Genomic DNA, 16,538 nt, shown 5'->3' on the forward strand with positions numbered 1-16,538 from the left:
AGAGCCCGGATGCGTCCGGTGACCCGGTAGGCGGTCCGAGTCGAGAAACGGAGTCCTGCCGCCCGTGGCGAGTCCTCAGTCCCGCGCCCTGCCCGCCTCGACGGCCCCCGCCGTCGACACCCCGGTGCCCGCGCCCTGCGGGCGTCTCGCCGGTCGGCTGGGCATCGGGGTCGTGGCCGTCGTCGCCGCGAGCCTGACCCTGGCGGTCCTGCCGGGTGACGCCGCTGCCGCGCCGGGTGGTCAGGTCACCGAGGCGACGAGCCCGGAGCAGGCCACCCAGCTGGTCGCCGACGCGACCCACGAACTCGAGGTCGTCACCGAGCAGTTCAACGAGGCGCAGGAGACGCTGGTCCAGCAGCAGGCAGCCGCGGCCGCTGCGGGCGGGACGGTCGCCGAGGCGCAGGCCCAGCTGGCCGCCCTCGACGAGCAGGTGCGCCGAGTCGCCCGGAGCGCCTTCACCGGCGAGCACCTGTCCCGCTTCAACGCCCTCATGAGCAGTGGGTCGGCGGACGAGTTCCTCGCCCAGGTGACCACCCTGGACGCCATCGCCGGGCACACGGACGAGGTCCTCGCCCAGGTCACCGCAGCGGCGACCGCTGCCGCGCAGGCCCAGTCGCAGGCCGAGGCCGCCGCCGCGGCCGCGGCGCAGACGCTGCAGGACGTCACCGCCCGCCAGCGGGACCTGACCTCCCGGGTCGACGAGTACCAGGCGCAGTACGACGCGCTGAGCGTGGTCCAGCAGGAGGAGGTGGTCGAGGAGCACGCCGGCCCCGTGCTCGAGCCGCCGGCCGAGGTGGTGGCCACCAGCTCCTCGGCCCAGGTCGCCGTGGACACCGCCATGGCGCAGCTCGGTGACCCCTACGTGTGGGCCGCCGGCGGGCCGGACGCCTTCGACTGCTCCGGCCTGACCCAGTACGCCTACGCGGCGGCCGGGGTGACCCTGCCGCACTCCAGCCGCCTGCAGGCCACGATGGGGACCGCGGTGTCCCGGGGCGAACTGCAGCCGGGCGACCTGGTCTTCTTCCGCAGCCCGATCAGCCACGTGGGCATGTACATCGGAAACGGCCAGATGGTGCACGCGGCCACCTTCGGCGTCCCGGTGCAGGTCACCAGCGTCGACATGGCCGGGTACGCCGGGGCACGCCGCATCCTCGGCTGATCCGGTGGCCCCGGCCTTCCTGCCGGGTCACAGGGAGCCTGCCTAAGCTCGGCGTCGTGCACCTCCCGCCTCGTTCGACAGCCCGCGGATGAGTCGAGGACGAGCCGCCGGCTCCCGGCGTGCGGCCCTGCTCGTGGCCGCGGTGCTCGGTGCCGCCCTGGTCGCCGTGATCGTGGTGGCCACTCCGTGGGACGTGCTCCCGGTGCCGCCGGGGGGCCGCACCCCGGTCGATCCGGGCGCCGCATTCGACCCGGAGCAGGTGACCCGGGCGGAGTCCTTCGCCGCAGCGCTGCGGCCGGCCTCGTTGACCGCCCTGGTGCTGAGCCTGCTCGTCTCGGCGGTCTTCGGGCTCACCCGGGCCGGCGCGGCGACCGCGCGGGCCGTCGCCCGGCCGCTGGGCGGTGGCTGGGCATGGCAGGTGCTGCTCGGCTCGATCGCGATCCTGCTCGTCGGCCGGCTGGTGACCCTGCCGCTGACCGCCTACGGCGAGGTGGTGCGGCGCCGCTACGGCCTGTCCACGCGGGGATGGGACCTGTGGGCGCGTGACGTCGCCACGTCCTTCGCCATCTCCGCCGGGTTGACCGCCCTGGGTCTGCTGGCGCTCGTCGCGCTGGCCCGGCGGGCCCCCCGCACGTGGTGGGCGTGGGCGGGCGCAGCAGCCGCAGCGCTGGTCGTCGTCGGGTCGTTCCTGTACCCGCTGGTGTTCGAGCCGGCCTTCAACCGCTTCGAGTCCATGCCGGCCGGCCCGCTGCGCACGGAGCTGATCGCACTCGCCGAGCGCAGCGGCACCCCGGTCGAGGACGTGCTGGTCGCCGACGCCAGCCGGCGCACGACCGCGCTGAACGCCTACGTCTCCGGCTTCGGCTCGACCCGTCGGATCGTCGTCTACGACACGCTGCTGGACCAGCGGCCCGACGAGGAGGTCGTCTCGATCACGGCCCACGAGCTCGGGCACGTGGCCAACGACGACGTCCTGACCGGCACGCTGATCGGGGCGCTGGGCGCCGGGGCGGGGGTCGCGCTGCTGGGCTGGCTGCTCGGCTCGACGCCGCTGCTCCGCCGGGCCGGCGCCGAGGGGCCGGGGGACGGGGCGGTGGTGGGGCTGCTGCTCCTCCTGCTCTCCCTCGGCACCCTGGCGTCGACGCCGGTGCAGAACCTGGTCTCCCGGCACATCGAGGCGCGGGCGGACCTGCACGCGCTCGACCTGACCGGGGACCCGGACTCCTTCGTGGCGGTGCAGCAGGCGCTGGGCGGTGCCAACCTCAACGACCCCGACCCGCCCGCGATCTGGCAGTGGGCGTTCGGGTCGCACCCCACGGTGCCGCAGCGGATCGCCTTCGCCGCCGACTGGGTGGCGGTGCGCGACCGGTGAGCGGGGGTCGCACGCTGGTCGTCACCAACGACTTCCCGCCCCGGCAGGGTGGCATCCAGACCTTCGTCGAGGCCCTGCTGGACACCCGGCCGCCGGAGTCGCTGGTCGTGCTGGCCTCGGACCACCCCGGCTCGGCCGCGTACGACGCCGCGCTGCCCTACCCGGTGGTGCGTGCGCCCACGGGCATGCTGCTGCCCACGCCGAGCATCGCCCGGACGGCCGCCCGGCTGGCCCGCGAGCACGGGTGCCGGACGGCGTTCTTCGGTGCCGCGGCACCACTGGGGTTGCTGGCGCCCGCGCTGCGCCGTGCCGGGGTCGAGCGGCTGGTCGGGGCCACGCACGGCCACGAGACCGGCTGGGTGGCGCTGCCCGCGGCCCGGCAGCTGCTGCAGCGCATCGCCGCCGGCCTGGACGTGCTGACTTACATCAGCCAGTACACCCACGGCCGGCTGGCCCCGGCGCTGGGGGACCGCACCCAGCTGGTCCAGCTCTCGCCGGGGGTCGACGTCGACCGGTTCACCCCGGGAGCCGACGGGGCGGCGGTCCGCGCCCGGTACGGCCTCGGGGCCGACCCCGTCGTCGTCTGCGTGTCCCGGCTGGTGCACCGCAAGGGGCAGGACGTGCTGGTCGAGGGCTGGCCACAGGTGCTGGCCCGGCACCCCCGGGCGAAGCTGCTGCTGGTGGGCGGCGGCCCCTTGGAACCGGCGTTGCGGCGCACGATCGCCGCCCGGGGACTGGCCGGCTCCGTCGTCCTGACCGGGGGAGTGGCGCCGGCGGACCTGCCGGCGCACTACGCGGCCGGGGACGTGTTCGCCATGCCCTGCCGTACCCGTCGCGGTGGGCTGGACGTCGAGGGGCTGGGCATGGTGTTCCTGGAGGCGGCCGCCTGTGGCCGGCCGGTCGTCGCCGGCACCTCGGGCGGTGCACCGGAGACCGTCCAGGACGGCGTGACCGGGCACGTCGTGGACCCGCGGTCAGCCGCGGCAGTCGCGGACGTGCTGGCCGACCTGCTGGCCGACCCGGAACGTGCGCGGGCGATGGGCGCGGCCGGCCGGGCGTGGGTGGAGCAGCGGTGGTCCTGGACGACGATCGCGTCCGCCTTCGCCGACGTGCTCGACCCCGCGCCGTGAGCGCGGGGCCGAACATGCCGGCGGTCAGGTGCTACCGGGCGTAGAGGGCTTCGACCTCGGCGCCGAACTCCTTCATCACGACTGCCCGCTTGAGCTTCAGGCTCGGGGTGAGGGTGCCGTTGTCCTCGGTGAAGTCGTCGCCGAGCACCCGGAACTTCTTGATCGCCTCGGCCTGCGAGACGGCCTTGTTCGCCTCGGCGACCGCAGCGTCCAGCTCGGCCAGCAGGTCGGGGTCGTCGCGCAGCTGCTCGGAGGTCAGCGCGGCGTCCTTGCCCTGGGCCTTCAGCCACGTCGGCAGCGCCTCGGCGTCCAGCGTGACCAGGGCGGCGATGAAGGGCCGCTGATCGCCCACGACGATGCACTGGCTGACCAGCTTGTGCGCCCGCAGCCTGTCCTCCAGCACGGCGGGGGCGACGTTCTTGCCGCCCGCGGTCACCAGGATCTCCTTCTTCCGCCCGGTGATCGTGAGGAAGCCCTGGGCGTCGAGCTCACCGAGGTCGCCGGTGTGGAACCAGCCGTCGGCGTCGATGGCCTCCGTGGTGGCCTTCTCGTTCTTCCAGTACCCGCGCATGACGATCCCGCCGCGCAGCAGCACCTCGCCGTCGTCGGCGATCGCCGTGTCGACCCCGGGCAACGGGCGTCCGACGGTGCCGATGCGCAGCGCCGCGTCGTGGTTGACCGCGGCAGCCGCCGTGGTCTCGGTCAGGCCGTAGCCCTCGAAGATCGTCACCCCGATGCCCCGGAAGAAGTGGCCGAGCCGCTCGCCCAGCGGTGCGCCGCCGGAGATGGCGCCGGCGCAGCGTCCGCCGAGGGCCGCCCGCAGCTTGCCGTAGACCAGCCGGTCGAACAGCGCGTGCTGCAGCCGCAGTGCCAGCCCCGGGCCGCCGGTGTCCTGCGCCCGCGACCAGTCGACGGCCACCTGGGCGGCCTTGTCGAAGATCTTGCCCTTGCCGTCGGCCTCGGCCTTGGCCTTGGCTCCGTTGAACACCTTCTCGAAGACCCGGGGCACGGCCAGCACGAACGTGGGCTGGAACCGCCCGAGGTCGCCGACGAGGTCCTTGATGTCGGGGGTGTGCCCGATGACCGTGCGGGTGTTGAGCGCGCCCACCTGCAGGACCCGGGCCAACACGTGGGCCAGCGGGATGAACAGCAGCAGCGACCCGTCGGCGTTCATGAACCGGCTCAGCAGGGTCATGCCGTTGCGGATCTCGAACAGGAAGTTGGCGTGGGTGAGCTCGCAGCCCTTGGGCCTGCCGGTGGTGCCGCTGGTGTAGATCAGCGTCGCCAGGCTGTCGGCGGAGAGGGTGGCCCGGCGGGCGGTCAGCTCGCTGTCGGGCACGTCGGTGCCCGCCGCGGTCAGGGTGGCCAGCCCGCCGTCGTCGATCACCCACACCGGTCCCAGCTCGGGGGCCTCGGAGCGCACGGACTCGACGGTCGCGGCGTGCTCGGCGCTCTCCACCACGATCGCCCGAGCGCCGGAGTCGGCGAGGATCCAGGCGACCTGGTCGGCGCTGGAGGTCTCGTACATCGGGACGACGACGGCGCCGGCGGTCCAGATCGCATAGTCCAGGACGGTCCACTCGTAGCGGGTCCGGGCCATCAGCCCGACCCGGTCGCCGGCCTGCACGCCACCGGCGATCAGCCCCTTGGCGACACCGGAGACCTCGGCGGCGAACTCCGCGTAGGTGACGTCGGCCCACTGACCGGCCTGTTGGCGGCGCAGCCCGACCTCGTCGGGGTGCTCGGCCGCGTTGGTGGCGACCATGTCCGTCAGGGCGTCATCGGGCCCCACGCTGGCGGTGGGGGGAACGCTCAGTTCGCGCACGCCGTCCTCTCTGTCCTGGCCGGCCGGGGGCTCCGTCGCCCCGCCGCTCCGGACCAGGGTCCGGCACCCAATCTAGTCCGCGCAGCCCCCGCGCAGTAGCCGAGCGACCCCGGAGGAGGCAGGTGGCCCGGGAGGAGGCCAGGTCGGAGGGGGGCAGCGACTACCCTCCGCCCCATGGCTGACCAGTCCACCCAGTCGATCGTCATCGACGCGCGAGCGGCCGAGGTCATGGCCGTGATCGCCGACTTCCCGGCCTACCCGTCGTGGGTGTCGGCAGCCAAGCAGGTGCAGGTGCTGGAGACCGGGGCCGACGGGCGGGCCCGCCGGGTGCACTTCGTGCTCGACGCCGGCGCGGTCCAGGACGACTACGTCCTGGACTACACCTGGGACGACGACCGCCGCGTCGACTGGACCCTGGTGCAGGGCCAGATGCAGAAGCAGCAGGACGGCTCCTACTCCCTGGCCGAGTCGGGTGGTCGCACCACCGTCACGTACTCGATCACCATCGACCTGTCGATCCCGATGCTCGGGATGATCAAGCGCAAGGCCGAGAAGGTCATCCTCGACACCGCGCTCAAGGAGCTCAAGAAGCGCGTCGAGGGCTGATGCGCGCCGTGCAGGTCCTCCTCGTCACCGGCCCCGGTGGCGCCGGCAGCTCCACCGTGGCCGCGGCCACCGCCGTCCGGCTCGCCGCGGCCGGCTCCCGGTGCGTGCTGCTCACCGGTCAGCCGGCCGGGATCGCCGACCTCCCCGACCGGCTGACCGTCGATGTCGCCACGCCGCAGCCGGCGTTGGAGGAGCTGTGGGCCCGGCACGTCGGCCAGCTGTCCGGCGCGCTGCCCCTGCTCACCGTGCCACCGGCGACCTCGGTCGTCGCGCTGCCGGGCGTCGCCGAGTTCACGCTCCTCACCGCCCTGGCCGGGCACCTCCGCTCCGGGGACGTCGACGTCGTCGTGCTGGACCCCGGCCCGACGGCGGCGGCGACGGCGTTGCTCGGCCTCCCGGGGGCGCTGCGCTGGTGGGTGGCGCAGGCCGCGCCGACCCGGCTGCGGGTGCTCGCCACGGTGCGTGCGGCCGCCACCCCGGGCCGCGCCGGCGTCACCGCGGGGCTGCTCGCCGGCGCCGCGGCGACGGAGGAGCTGCTGGACGCCGTGCCGCTGGCCGACCCGGCGCACACCGCCGTCCACCTGGTGCTGCGCCCCGAGGCAGCGGCCGCCGACCACCTGCAGCACACGGCGACCGCGCTGGGCGTCCTCGGTCAGCGGATCGCCTCGGCCACGGTCGCCCGGCTCCTCCCGGCCGGCCCGGGGGAGTGGTGGCAGCAGCGGGCCGCGGTGCAGGAGCAGGCGCTGCGCTCGGTGCGCGCGCTCCTGGACCCGGTGCACGAGGTGGCCGAGGCCGCCGCCGCGCCGGCCACCGTCGCCGAGCTGCTCGCGCTGGACGCCGCAGTGCCCGAGACCGCACCGCAGCCGCGGACGCAGGCCGCGCCCCGTCGGGTGGACGGCGAGTGGCTGTTGGACGTGCCGCTGCCCTTCGCCCGCCGTGGCGAGGTCGAGCTCACCCGCTGGGCCGACGACCTGGTGGTCACCGCCGCCGGGGCGCGCCGGTCCCTCGCGCTGGACGCCCTGCTGCGCCGGTGCACGGTCTCCGGCGGGTCGCTGACCGAGCCCGGCACGGCCCGCGCCGTCCTGGAGGTCCGCTTCGCCCCCGACCCGGAGCAGTGGCCGGCCGGGCTGCTGGCCGCCGGTGCCGCGGCCGGTGCGCCGGCCGAGGGGAGCGGGGCGTGACCGCGCCCGGCCCCGACTGGGTCGAGCAGGCCCGCCGGCTGGCTGCCGGGCTGGCCGCCGAGCACGCGGCCGGCGCGCGGCTGACCGACGCGCTGGGCGGTCTGCTCGGCACGCCCGCCGCGCGGCCTGACCCGGCCCGACCCGAGGACGACGGTGCGGCCGCGCCCCCGTCGGCGGAGGACTGCCGCTGGTGCCCGGTCTGCGCCGGTCTGGCAGCGCTGCGCGGACGCCGTCCCGACCTGGTCGAGGCGCTCGCCGACGTGCTCGCCAGCGCAGCCACCGCGTTGCGTGCCCAGACGACCCACCCTGATCCGGACGGCAGCGCTGCCGCGCCCGAGGCCCCCGCTCCCGACGTCCGCGCCGCGGACGCACCAGCCCCTCCCGAGGAGACCGTGACCCACCCGGCCCCTGCCCCCGTCCAGCGGATCGACGTCGCGTGACCGTCTCCGACCTGCAGCGCCACGGCCCGACCGCGACCGGCCGGGCCGCGCAGCTGCCTGCGCTGGGCATCGACATCGGCGGCACCAAGGTCGCCGGCGGTGTCGTCGCCCCCGACGGCACGATCCTGGACACCGCCCGCCGAGCCACCCCCGGGAAGTCGGTCACCGCCACCGAGGACGCGATCACGGCGGTGGTCGAGGAGCTCGCGCAGCGGCACGGCGACCCGCTGGTCGGCGTGGGCGTCGGCGCGGCCGGCTGGTTCGACCGCACCGGGGACACCGTGCTGTTCAGCCCGCACCTGGCCTGGCGCAACCAGGCGCTGCGCAAGGACCTCGCCGACCGGCTGCAACGCCCGCTCTGGGTGGGCAACGACGCCGACGCGGCGGCCTGGGCCGAGTACCGCTACGGCGCGGCCCGCGGCAGCAGCCTGATGCTGATGATCACCCTGGGCACCGGGATCGGCGGCGGCATCGTCGTCGACGGCCGGCTGCAGCGCGGCTCGCACGGCGTGGCCGGCGAGTGGGGTCACATGCGCGTGGTGCCCGACGGCCGGCTGTGCGCCTGCGGCAACCGTGGGTGCTGGGAGCAGTACGCCAGTGGGAACGCGCTGGGCCACACCGCGCGGGAGGTGGCCGACAACTCCCCGGCGGCCGCGGCCGACCTGCTCGACCGGGTGGACGGCAACGCCGCGCGGATCACCGGCGAGGTGGTGGCGCAGGCCGCCGCCGACGGCGACCCGCTGGCGATCGAGCTGCTGTGCGAGGTCGGCACCTGGCTGGGCCAGGGGATCGCCGACCTCTCGGCGATCCTCGACCCGGACGTGGTGGTGATCGGCGGCGGGGTGAGCGTGCTGGGCGAGACGGTGCTCGCGCCGGCCCGGGAGCGCCTGGAGCGGGCCCTGCCCGGTCGCGGGTTCCGGCCCGGGCCGCGGGTGGTGGCCGCCGAGCTGGGCGCGCAGGCCGGGATGGTCGGCGCCGCCGACCTGGTCCGCCGCGCCGTCGCCGACGGCGAGGACCAGCAGCAGGTCTGACGGCGAGGACGGCAGCGGGGCCGGCGGGCCCCGCTGCCGGGTGCCTCACTCGGGGGCGAGCTCGCGGGCCAGCTGCTCCAGGAAGAGGCCGATGTCGGTGACGATGCCCATCGCCTGGGCACTGCCCCGGTCGGCCAGCTTGGTCACCGTCGCCGGGTTGATGTCCACGCAGACCAGCGGCACGGACGCCGGGAGGATGTTCCCGGTGGCGATCGAGTGCAGCATGGTGGCCACCATGATCGCGAAGCCGACGTCGGGCAGCTCGGCGCGCATCGCCCGCTGACCGTCGATGACGTCGGTGATGACGTCGGGCAGCGGGCCGTCGTCGCGTACCGAGCCGACCAGCACGAACGGCTTGTCGGCCTGCACCATCGCGTGCATGACCCCACCGGTGAGGACGCCGTTCCCCACCGCCGCGGCGATCGACCCGGCTGCCCGGATGGTGTTGATCGCCCGGATGTGGTGCTCGTGGCCGTGCGGCACGCCGGATCCCTTGGCGAGGTCGACCCCGAGCGAGGTGCCGAAGAGCGAGGACTCGATGTCGTGGGTCGCGAGCGCGTTGCCGGCGAAGAGCACGTCGACGTAGCCGGCCTGCACCAGCCGGACCATCGCCGGCGCGGCACCGGTGTGGACCACGGCCGGGCCGCCGACCCACAGCACCCGCTTCCCGGCGGCCTTGACCTCCCGCATCCGCTCGGCGATCTGGCGGACCAGGAGCGCCTGGGGCTTCTCGCTGGAGACCGAGGAGGACATGAACCCGAAGTCGTCCTCGTCGCCGCGGGGGGCCTGTGGCGGCAGCTCCACCCGCACGCCGTGGGCGCCGCAGACCACGGCGTCCCCGGCCCGGACGTCGCTGACCGGCACGGTCCGTACGACCGGTCCGTCGGTGACGACCAGGCCGCAGTCCATCTCCGGACGCTCCACCCGCACCCAGTCCCGGTCCAGCCGGACCAGGGTCTCCAGGTTGGTGGTCGAGTAGAAGTCCTCCGGGAAGACGCCGTCGGAGGGGGCGGGCCGGGTCGTCGCCGTCCCGGGGTCGACGGCGTTGGCCCCGTGCACCTGCACCCGCATCAGGATCCGGTCCAGCAGCTCGGGCTCGCTCGCGCTGACCTCGACCAGCGCCCGGGACTCGTCCTGGTGCTGACGACCCAGGTCCAGGCGGTCGATCCGGTAGTCACCGCCGTACTCGAGGACGTCGTCGAGCACCCGGGCGAGGATCCCGGTGTCCATCAGGTGACCGGTCAGGGTGACGACGGCGGAGTGCGTCGAGGAGGTCATCTCCGCAGGCTAGCGACAGCCCCGGGCAGGACCCCGCCGCGAGCTCAGGAGGCGTGGGGGGCAGCGGGGTCCTTCGTCAGACGACCGCGCCGTCGTCCCCGTCACGGTCGTCCCGGTCGCGCATCCGGGACACCAGCACCCCGACGCCGCCGACCACCGCGGCCACCCCGAGCACCAGGCCCAGGTCCAGCGACAGGCCGACCCGGGTCGGGGCGACGAGGAGCACGGCGCCGAGGACGATGAGCAGCAGCGCGTACAGCGAGGCCGGCGCGAGCACCGGCAGGGGCGGGGGCGGGGGCGGCTCGTAGTGGTCGTCGAAGGCCTCCAGCACCGACCGCTCGGCCGGCGGCGGGGGCGGGTCGTCGCGTGGTTCGGCGGCCACGACGTTGCGGCCGTGCTCGGCCTCGAACGCGGCGACGATCCGGGCGAACTCGGCGTCCTCGTCGGTGGCCCGGTCCGCCCGGGGCGGCATCGGGCGGGGTGCGGCCGGCTCGTCGGTGTGCGGGTCGACGACGGCGGCGGCCTCGGTGCGCCGGGCGCGGTCGACGAACAACCGGTCCGAGGGCGGGCTGGGGAAGGAGACGCTGCGGGTGTAGGGCTGCACGTCGGTGGCCGGCTCGAGGTAGGCGGCTATCCCCGCCGCGGCCAGCAGGTCGAGCAGGTGCTCACCCACCCGCGGGTCGACGTCGCGCAGCGGGTGCCACAGCGTCGCGTCCAGCCCGTTGTCCCGGCGGCCCCGGCCGCGGCCCGGACCGCGGGGGAGCGTCACGAGCTGCGCTCCCGGGCGGCGGGCACGCGCTCCCGGACCCACTCGACGGACCGGGCGAAGAGCATCGTCGCGTCGTTGTCCAGGGTCGCCACGTGCCAGCTGTCGTGCAGCAGCACCTCGGTGGTGTCGGTGCTGCCGACGCCGGCCAGCAGCACCCGGGTCGAGGCGGGCTCCACGACGTGGTCGGTGACGCTGCGGAACACCAGCAGCGGCGCCCGCACGGCGCCCAGGTCGGCGCGGACGGCGGTCCACAGCCGGCGGAGGGCCAGCGCGGCCCGGGTGGGCAGCCGCGGGTAGGCCAGTTCGACCGACCCCGGCTTCTTGATGTCGCCGGCGACCGGCGCCCAGGCCGGGGTGAGCCGGGCCAGCAGCGGCAGCAGCCGGGCATCGCGTCGTTCGGTGAGCAGCGAGGGGTTGACCAGCACCAGCGCGGCGACGTCGTCCGGACGCCGCTGGGCCAGGCGCAGCGCCAGGGCGCCACCCATCGACAGGCCGGCCACCACCACCGAGCCGCACCGGGCGTGCAGGTCGTCCAGTGCCGCGGACAGCTCCTGGTACCAGTCCTCCTCGGTGCTGGCGTTCGCGTCCTGCCAGCGGGTGCCGTGGCCGGGCAGCAGCGGGCAGCGCACGGTGAAGCCGGCGGCCGCCAGGTGCTCGCCCCAGAGGCGCAGGCTCTGCGGGGTGCTGGTGAACCCGTGGCACAGCAGCACCCCGACCTGCCCGCCCGGCAGGTCGAAGGGGTCGGCGCCGGGCATCAGCGGCCCGGCCTGCGGTGCGACCTGCGGCATCGGTCCTCCGGAGCGGTGAGTGGCCGTGCGGCGTCGGCTGGGATTGTCGCGCTGTTGTGCGCCTCCTTAGTCTGACAGTCGCTGAGGGAGGCGCGTTGTTCTACTGGTTCCTCAAGTTCGTGGCCGTCGGGCCGATCGTCAAGCTCGTGTTCCGGCCCCGCGTCGAAGGCGGCGAGCACGTGCCGGCGACCGGTGCGGCGATCATCGCCAGCAACCACCTGTCCGCGGCGGACTGGATCTTCATGCCGCTGTCCCTGCGCCGGCGGGTCACCTTCCTGGCCAAGGCCGAGTACTTCACCGGCACCGGGCCCAAGGGGGCCGCGCAGCGGCTGTTCTTCGGCGGCAGCGGCCAGGTGCCGATCGACCGGACCAACGCCTCCGCGGCCGAGGACGCGATCCGCACCGGCATCCGCATCCTCAGCCGGGGCAAGCTGCTCGGGATCTACCCGGAGGGCACCCGGTCGCCCGACGGCCGGCTGTTCCGGGGGAAGACCGGCATCGCCCGGATGACCCTGGAGACCGGCGCGCCCGTGGTCCCGGTGGCGATGGTCTACGAGCCGCGCTCGGTGCCCCTGCCGGGCAAGCTGGGTCGCCGGCTCAGCAAGCACCTGCTGCGGGTCGTCGTGCGGTTCGGGGAGCCGCTGGACTTCTCCCGCTACGACGGGCTCTCGGGTGACCGCTTCGTCGAGCGTTCGATCACCGACGAGATCATGTACGAGATCATGGAGCTCTCCGGCCAGGAGTACGTCGACCTCTACGGCGCCAAGGTGAAGAAGTCGATGGACACCACCGGCATCACCGCCGTCGAGGCCGTGTCCCGACTGCAGCCCCCGCCGCACGAGGCCGCCGACCGGCTGCCGAGCTCACTCGCCGGCTGAGCTCACTGGCCGGCTGAGCACGCGCCCCCAGGTCACAGGTCGGCTTCGCTGCAGACCGGGGGCTCCGGCCGACGTGCGGCGCGTGAGCTCCGCTCGACGGATCGCTGGTGTCGCCGCACTGCGATCCGGGAAGTGGGATCCGATGTGCTCCTGCTCCCACGCCTCGGCGCTGCCGCGCCCGACCGCCCGCTGACCGGGCATGGACCCCACCGGGCTGGCCTACGCCCTCGCCGGCGCCGCCGCCCTGCTGACCGCACTGCTGCCGCGGTTGCTCCGCGGGCTGCCGATCTCGTTGCCGATGGTGGTGGTGGCCATCGGGATCGCCGCCTTCGCCGCCGTCGACGGGCTGCCCACTCCCGACCCGATGGCTCACGAGACCATCGCCGTCCACCTCACCGAGGCCTGCGTGATCGTCTCGCTGCTGGGCGCCGGGCTGGCCCTGGACCGGCCGCTGGGCTGGAAGCGCTGGTCCACCACCTGGCGGCTGCTCGGCATCACCATGCCGCTGACCGTCGTGGCCACGGCGCTGCTCGGCGGCTGGCTGCTGGGGCTGGGGGCGGCGGCCGCGGTGCTGCTCGCCGCTGCACTGGCCCCCACCGACCCGGTGCTCGCCACCGAGGTGCAGGTGGGTGAGCCGACCGGTGAGGCGGACAGCGAGGACGAGGCGCGCTTCGCGCTGACGTCCGAGGCAGGCCTCAACGACGGGTTGGCCTTCCCGTTCACCTACGCCGCGATCGCCATGGCGACCCTCGGCGCGGCGCCGTCGAACTGGCTGGGGGAGTGGCTCCTGCTCGACGTCGGCTGGCGCATCGCCGCAGGTGTCGCCGTGGGCATCGGGGTGGGGTGGGTCCTGCGCGCGACCTTCTTCTCGGCCGGGCGGGAACGGGCCGGGCTCGTCGAACGGGCCGAGGGGTTCGTCGCGCTCGCCATCGTCTTCCTCGCCTACGGTGTCGCCGAGCTCGTGCAGGGCTACGGCTTCATCGCCGTGTTCGTCTGCGCCTGCACGATCCGGGCCGCGGAGCGGGCGCACGGTCACCACCAGGTGCTGCACACCTACGTCGAGCAGCTCGAACGGCTGCTGACCGTCGTCGTCCTGGTGCTGCTGGGCGGGGCCGTGGCCCGGGGCGCGCTGGCCGACCTGACGGTGGCCGAGGTGGGACTGGCTGTCGTGCTGGTGCTCGTGGTGCGGCCGCTGGCGGGCTGGCTGGGGCTGCTCCGCGGGCGGACCGGTCCGCGGGAGCGCAGCGTCATCTCCTTCTTCGGGGTCCGCGGCATCGGGTCGCTCTACTACCTCGCCTACGGCCTGAGCCAGGCCGAGTTCGCCGGCGCCGAGCAGCTGTGGCGGGTGACGGTCCTCGTCGTCCTCGTCTCGGTCGTGGTGCACGGGATGGCCGCCACGCCGGCCATGGCCTGGTTGGACGTCCGCCGGCGGGGCGCCGCCGTGGTGACCCACGGGCGGCAGGACGCTGCCCCGGTCACCCCGGTCTGAGGAGGCACCGCAGGCCGGCGCCTACGGTGTGCGGGTGAGTGTGCGGCGGTACTTCTACGACACCGAGTTCATCGAGGACGGCACCACCATCGACCTGGTGTCGATCGGCGTGGTCGACGAGACCGGCCGTGAGTTCTACGCCGTCAGCACCGAGTTCGACCCGGACCGGGCGATCCCGTGGGTGCGCCGCAACGTCCTGGACCAGCTGCCCTCCCCGGCGGACAAGGCGTGGCGCAGCCGGGAGCGGATCCGGGAGGACCTGCTGTCCTTCCTCACCGCCCCCGGTGAGGAGATCGAGCTGTGGGCCTGGTTCGCCGCCTACGACCACGTCGCGCTCGCCCAGCTGTGGGGTGCGATGCCGGCGCTGCCGCGACCGATCCCGCGGTTCACCCGCGAGCTGCGCCAGCGCTGGGACGACGCCGGCCGGCCCACGCTGCCTCCCAAGCCGACCGGCACCCACGACGCGCTGGTGGACGCCCGGTACAACCTGACCCGCTGGCAGGTCATCGCCGCGGCCGGAGGTCGCGCGGCGGCCCGCTGACCTGCTCGGGGCGCGACACTGGTCCGGGTGGAGGCAGCAGCGACAGCGGACGAGGCGCTGGCCCGGATCGCCCGCGCGGCCGCGGGTGAGCACGGTGCGCCGGCGGGGCTGCTGGACGGCTACCTGCCGGCGGTCCTGGCCGTGGCGCGGACCGGCCGCCGGCTCAGCGCCGCCGAGGAGGACTCCTGCTGTCGGTTGGGCGGGGAGGCCGCGCGGGCCGGGGTGCCGCTGCCGGCCCTGGTCGACCTGTACATGACGGCGTCCCGGCGGCTGTGGCCCGAGCTGCCCGCGCTGCTGGGCCGGGTGCGGTCACGGCCGGTCCGGCCCACGGAACTGGTCGGCATCGGTGAGGCCGTCTGGCGCGCCGCGGACACCGCGCTGGCCGCCCTGGCCAGCGGCTACCTGGACGCCCAGCACGAGGTGGTGCGCCGGGAGGAGGCCCACCGGCGGGAGTTCGTCGACGACCTCTTCAGCGGCGGGTCCGACGTCGGGTCGCTGGTCGAGCGCGCCGAGCCGTTCGGCCTGTCGCTCACCGCGACCCACGTGGTCCTCGTGGCCGGGACGGGCCGACCGATCGACTCGGGCATGCACGTGGCCGGTGCGGTCGAGGCGGCGGTCCGGGCCCGCACGGCCGGGCGGGGCCTGCTCGTCGCCGCCAAGGACGGGCGGCTGGTGTGCATGCTCTCCTCGCCGGCCGACGACGGCAGTGCGGCCGGCGCGCTCGGCCCACCGGAGCTGGCCGAGGTGGTCGGCCGGGCCGTCGCGCGGCTGACGCACCAGGCCTCGTGGCGGGTGGGGGTCGGGCGTCCGCACGCCGGACCGCGGGGGGTGCTGCACTCGTACCGGGAGGCCCTCGACGCGCTGGACCTCGCGGCCCGGCTGGACCTGCCGCAGCCCGTCGTCCACGCCCGCGACCTGCTCGTCTACCGGGTGCTGCTGCGCGACGAGGCGGCGATGGCCGACCTCGTGCAGACGGTGCTCGGCCCGCTGGTCGGCGCCCGCGGCGGGGCCGAGCCCCTGGTGCGCACGCTGGCCGCCTACTTCGCCACCGGCGGGAACACCGCGGCCACCGCACGCGACCTGCACCTGAGCGTGCGGGCGGTCAGCTACCGGATCGAACGGGTGCACACGCTCACCGGGCACGACGCCACCGACCCGGCCGACCACCTGCCGCTGCTGGTCGCCGTGACCGGGGCCCGGATGCTCGGCTGGCCCCGGCGCCGCCTGGTCGCTGACTGAGGCTGGTTGCCGGGAACCGGCAACCAGGGGTGGGAGGACGGTGCCCGGTCCAGCCGGTGCGACCCCCCCGAGTACGGGCCATCGTCAGCAGGTGGCAAGGGCCTGAGCGGACCTCGCCCGGAGCCCGAGGAGGCTGCCGTGTCCACGCACCCGGGAGACAGCGACGCCACCTGGACCCGGGTCGCCCGGGCGCTGCGACTGCTGCTCGCGGTCCTGTACGTGGGGATCGCCCTGCCCGGATCCGTGGTGACCCCCGTTCCTCGGATGCTGCTGCTGGCGCCGCTGGTCGGCGCCTTCGCCGCCGTCGTCGCCGGCCTGGTCAACCCGGGCTTCCCGGTGCAGCCGCGCGCGCGGCGGGCGGTGCTGGGGGCCTTCGCCGCCGCGGCGCTGAGCGTGCCCTTCGCGAGTGGTGTCGCGCTGCTGGGTCCGTCCGGCGCGTGGCTGGTGATCGGGATGATCCTGCTGGCCGCGACGGTGGCCGGGATGTGGATCGCCGACTGGGACTCCGCCCCGCTGTCGGTGTCGGACCCGCGGCGGGTGGCGGTGTTGCGCGACTTCGTCGGCGTGCTGCCCACCGAGGCGCTCATCCGGGAGTGGCGGGCCACGGGCCCGCCACTGCAGGCGACGACCGACCCGCAGGAGCGGGCCGCCCTGGTCCGGGTCCGTGGCCTCATCCTCGACGAGCTCGTCCAGCGGGACCCGGCCGCCATGGTGCAGTGGCTGGAGGACGGCGGACCGGCCGATCCCGGACCGGACCTGCGCCGGGAACGGGGCCCGGCGGGCTGAGGGCCGCCGGCGGCAGATCGCCGCCG

16 protein-coding genes are annotated in these 16,538 nt (G+C 75.2%); 12 read left to right on the forward strand and 4 right to left on the reverse strand.

Annotated features, from left to right (window positions below; all coding sequences use genetic code 11):
• Positions 1-64: 64 nt before the first annotated feature.
• The 3 genes from O2V61_RS07585 to O2V61_RS07595 all read left to right on the forward strand — a co-directional run bounded on the left by O2V61_RS07585 (position 65) and on the right by O2V61_RS07595 (position 3,661).
• Positions 65-1,159 carry a C40 family peptidase gene (locus tag O2V61_RS07585; protein WP_269182688.1) on the forward strand — a complete coding sequence of 365 codons (1,095 nt, stop codon included), beginning with the start codon at positions 65-67 and terminating at the stop codon, positions 1,157-1,159.
• A gap of 88 nt (positions 1,160-1,247) precedes the next feature.
• A complete protein-coding gene (locus O2V61_RS07590) occupies positions 1,248-2,531 on the forward strand; it encodes a M48 family metalloprotease (protein WP_269182689.1) in 1,284 nt (427 codons plus the stop codon).
• Positions 2,528-3,661 (forward strand): glycosyltransferase family 4 protein, encoded by a 1,134-nt coding sequence (locus O2V61_RS07595; protein WP_269182690.1) that lies wholly within the window; start codon positions 2,528-2,530, stop codon positions 3,659-3,661. The genes O2V61_RS07590 and O2V61_RS07595 overlap by 4 nt, the downstream gene beginning before the upstream one ends.
• 31 nt (positions 3,662-3,692) lie before the next feature.
• Here O2V61_RS07595 and O2V61_RS07600 read toward each other — a convergent pair whose 3' ends face one another.
• Entirely contained in the window at positions 3,693-5,486 is a 1,794-nt protein-coding gene (locus O2V61_RS07600; protein ID WP_269182691.1) for an AMP-dependent synthetase/ligase, read from the reverse strand.
• Between the two features lie 174 nt (positions 5,487-5,660).
• Here O2V61_RS07600 and O2V61_RS07605 point away from each other — a divergent pair, with 174 nt between their 5' ends.
• Genes O2V61_RS07605 through O2V61_RS07620 form a run of 4 tightly spaced genes read left to right on the forward strand, consistent with a single transcriptional unit; the run spans position 5,661 to position 8,744 of the window.
• Complete coding sequence (locus O2V61_RS07605; protein ID WP_269182692.1) at positions 5,661-6,092, forward strand: SRPBCC family protein; 432 nt, start codon at positions 5,661-5,663, stop codon at positions 6,090-6,092.
• A complete protein-coding gene (locus tag O2V61_RS07610; RefSeq protein WP_269182693.1) occupies positions 6,092-7,273 on the forward strand; it encodes an ArsA family ATPase in 1,182 nt (393 codons plus the stop codon). Before O2V61_RS07605 ends, O2V61_RS07610 begins: the two co-directional genes overlap by 1 nt.
• A complete protein-coding gene (locus O2V61_RS07615; protein ID WP_269182694.1) occupies positions 7,270-7,713 on the forward strand; it encodes a hypothetical protein in 444 nt (147 codons plus the stop codon). Before O2V61_RS07610 ends, O2V61_RS07615 begins: the two co-directional genes overlap by 4 nt.
• On the forward strand, positions 7,710-8,744 hold the full coding sequence (locus O2V61_RS07620; protein WP_269182695.1) for an ROK family glucokinase: 1,035 nt from the start codon (positions 7,710-7,712) through the stop codon (positions 8,742-8,744). The genes O2V61_RS07615 and O2V61_RS07620 overlap by 4 nt, the downstream gene beginning before the upstream one ends.
• A gap of 45 nt (positions 8,745-8,789) precedes the next feature.
• Here the strand turns inward: O2V61_RS07620 and O2V61_RS07625 are convergent, their stop codons facing one another.
• From O2V61_RS07625 to O2V61_RS07635, 3 genes are all read right to left on the reverse strand, one after another.
• Positions 8,790-10,022, reverse strand: coding sequence for an ornithine cyclodeaminase (locus tag O2V61_RS07625; protein ID WP_269182696.1), 1,233 nt, complete (start codon positions 10,020-10,022; stop codon positions 8,790-8,792).
• Between the two features lie 76 nt (positions 10,023-10,098).
• Complete coding sequence (locus tag O2V61_RS07630; protein ID WP_269182697.1) at positions 10,099-10,791, reverse strand: hypothetical protein; 693 nt, start codon at positions 10,789-10,791, stop codon at positions 10,099-10,101.
• Positions 10,788-11,579, reverse strand: coding sequence for an alpha/beta hydrolase (locus O2V61_RS07635; protein WP_269182698.1), 792 nt, complete (start codon positions 11,577-11,579; stop codon positions 10,788-10,790). Before O2V61_RS07635 ends, O2V61_RS07630 begins: the two co-directional genes overlap by 4 nt.
• Positions 11,580-11,674: 95 nt before the next feature.
• On the opposite strand from O2V61_RS07635, the gene O2V61_RS07640 reads away from it, so the two are divergent.
• The 5 genes from O2V61_RS07640 (at position 11,675) to O2V61_RS07660 (ending at position 16,512) form a co-directional block, all read left to right on the forward strand.
• Positions 11,675-12,457, forward strand: coding sequence for a lysophospholipid acyltransferase family protein (locus O2V61_RS07640; RefSeq protein ID WP_269182699.1), 783 nt, complete (start codon positions 11,675-11,677; stop codon positions 12,455-12,457).
• Between the two features lie 199 nt (positions 12,458-12,656).
• Positions 12,657-13,946 (forward strand): cation:proton antiporter domain-containing protein, encoded by a 1,290-nt coding sequence (locus O2V61_RS07645; RefSeq protein WP_269182700.1) that lies wholly within the window; start codon positions 12,657-12,659, stop codon positions 13,944-13,946.
• Between the two features lie 34 nt (positions 13,947-13,980).
• Positions 13,981-14,487, forward strand: coding sequence for a polyadenylate-specific 3'-exoribonuclease AS (locus tag O2V61_RS07650; protein ID WP_269182701.1), 507 nt, complete (start codon positions 13,981-13,983; stop codon positions 14,485-14,487).
• 27 nt (positions 14,488-14,514) lie between these two features.
• Entirely contained in the window at positions 14,515-15,726 is a 1,212-nt protein-coding gene (locus tag O2V61_RS07655) for a PucR family transcriptional regulator (RefSeq protein WP_269182702.1), read from the forward strand.
• 138 nt (positions 15,727-15,864) lie between these two features.
• The gene (locus O2V61_RS07660; protein WP_269182703.1) at positions 15,865-16,512 is read left to right on the forward strand and encodes a hypothetical protein; all 648 of its coding nucleotides are present in this window, start codon (positions 15,865-15,867) and stop codon (positions 16,510-16,512) included.
• Positions 16,513-16,538 lie beyond the last annotated feature (26 nt).

The sequence above is a fragment of the Modestobacter sp. VKM Ac-2985 genome (assembly GCF_026967925.1).
Taxonomy (GTDB): Bacteria; Actinomycetota; Actinomycetes; order Mycobacteriales; family Geodermatophilaceae; genus Modestobacter.

What these genes read in the sequence shown, in the direction of transcription:
- O2V61_RS07590 (WP_269182689.1), top strand. Translation starts at nt 1,248, where the DNA reads ATGAGTCGAGGACGAGCCGCCGGCTCCCGGCGTGCGGCCCTGCTCGTG.
- O2V61_RS07605 (WP_269182692.1), top strand. Translation starts at nt 5,661, where the DNA reads ATGGCTGACCAGTCCACCCAGTCGATCGTCATCGACGCGCGAGCGGCC.
- O2V61_RS07610 (WP_269182693.1), top strand. Translation starts at nt 6,092, where the DNA reads ATGCGCGCCGTGCAGGTCCTCCTCGTCACCGGCCCCGGTGGCGCCGGC.
- O2V61_RS07625 (WP_269182696.1), bottom strand. Translation starts at nt 10,022, where the DNA reads ATGACCTCCTCGACGCACTCCGCCGTCGTCACCCTGACCGGTCACCTG.
- O2V61_RS07635 (WP_269182698.1), bottom strand. Translation starts at nt 11,579, where the DNA reads ATGCCGCAGGTCGCACCGCAGGCCGGGCCGCTGATGCCCGGCGCCGAC.
- O2V61_RS07645 (WP_269182700.1), top strand. Translation starts at nt 12,657, where the DNA reads ATGGACCCCACCGGGCTGGCCTACGCCCTCGCCGGCGCCGCCGCCCTG.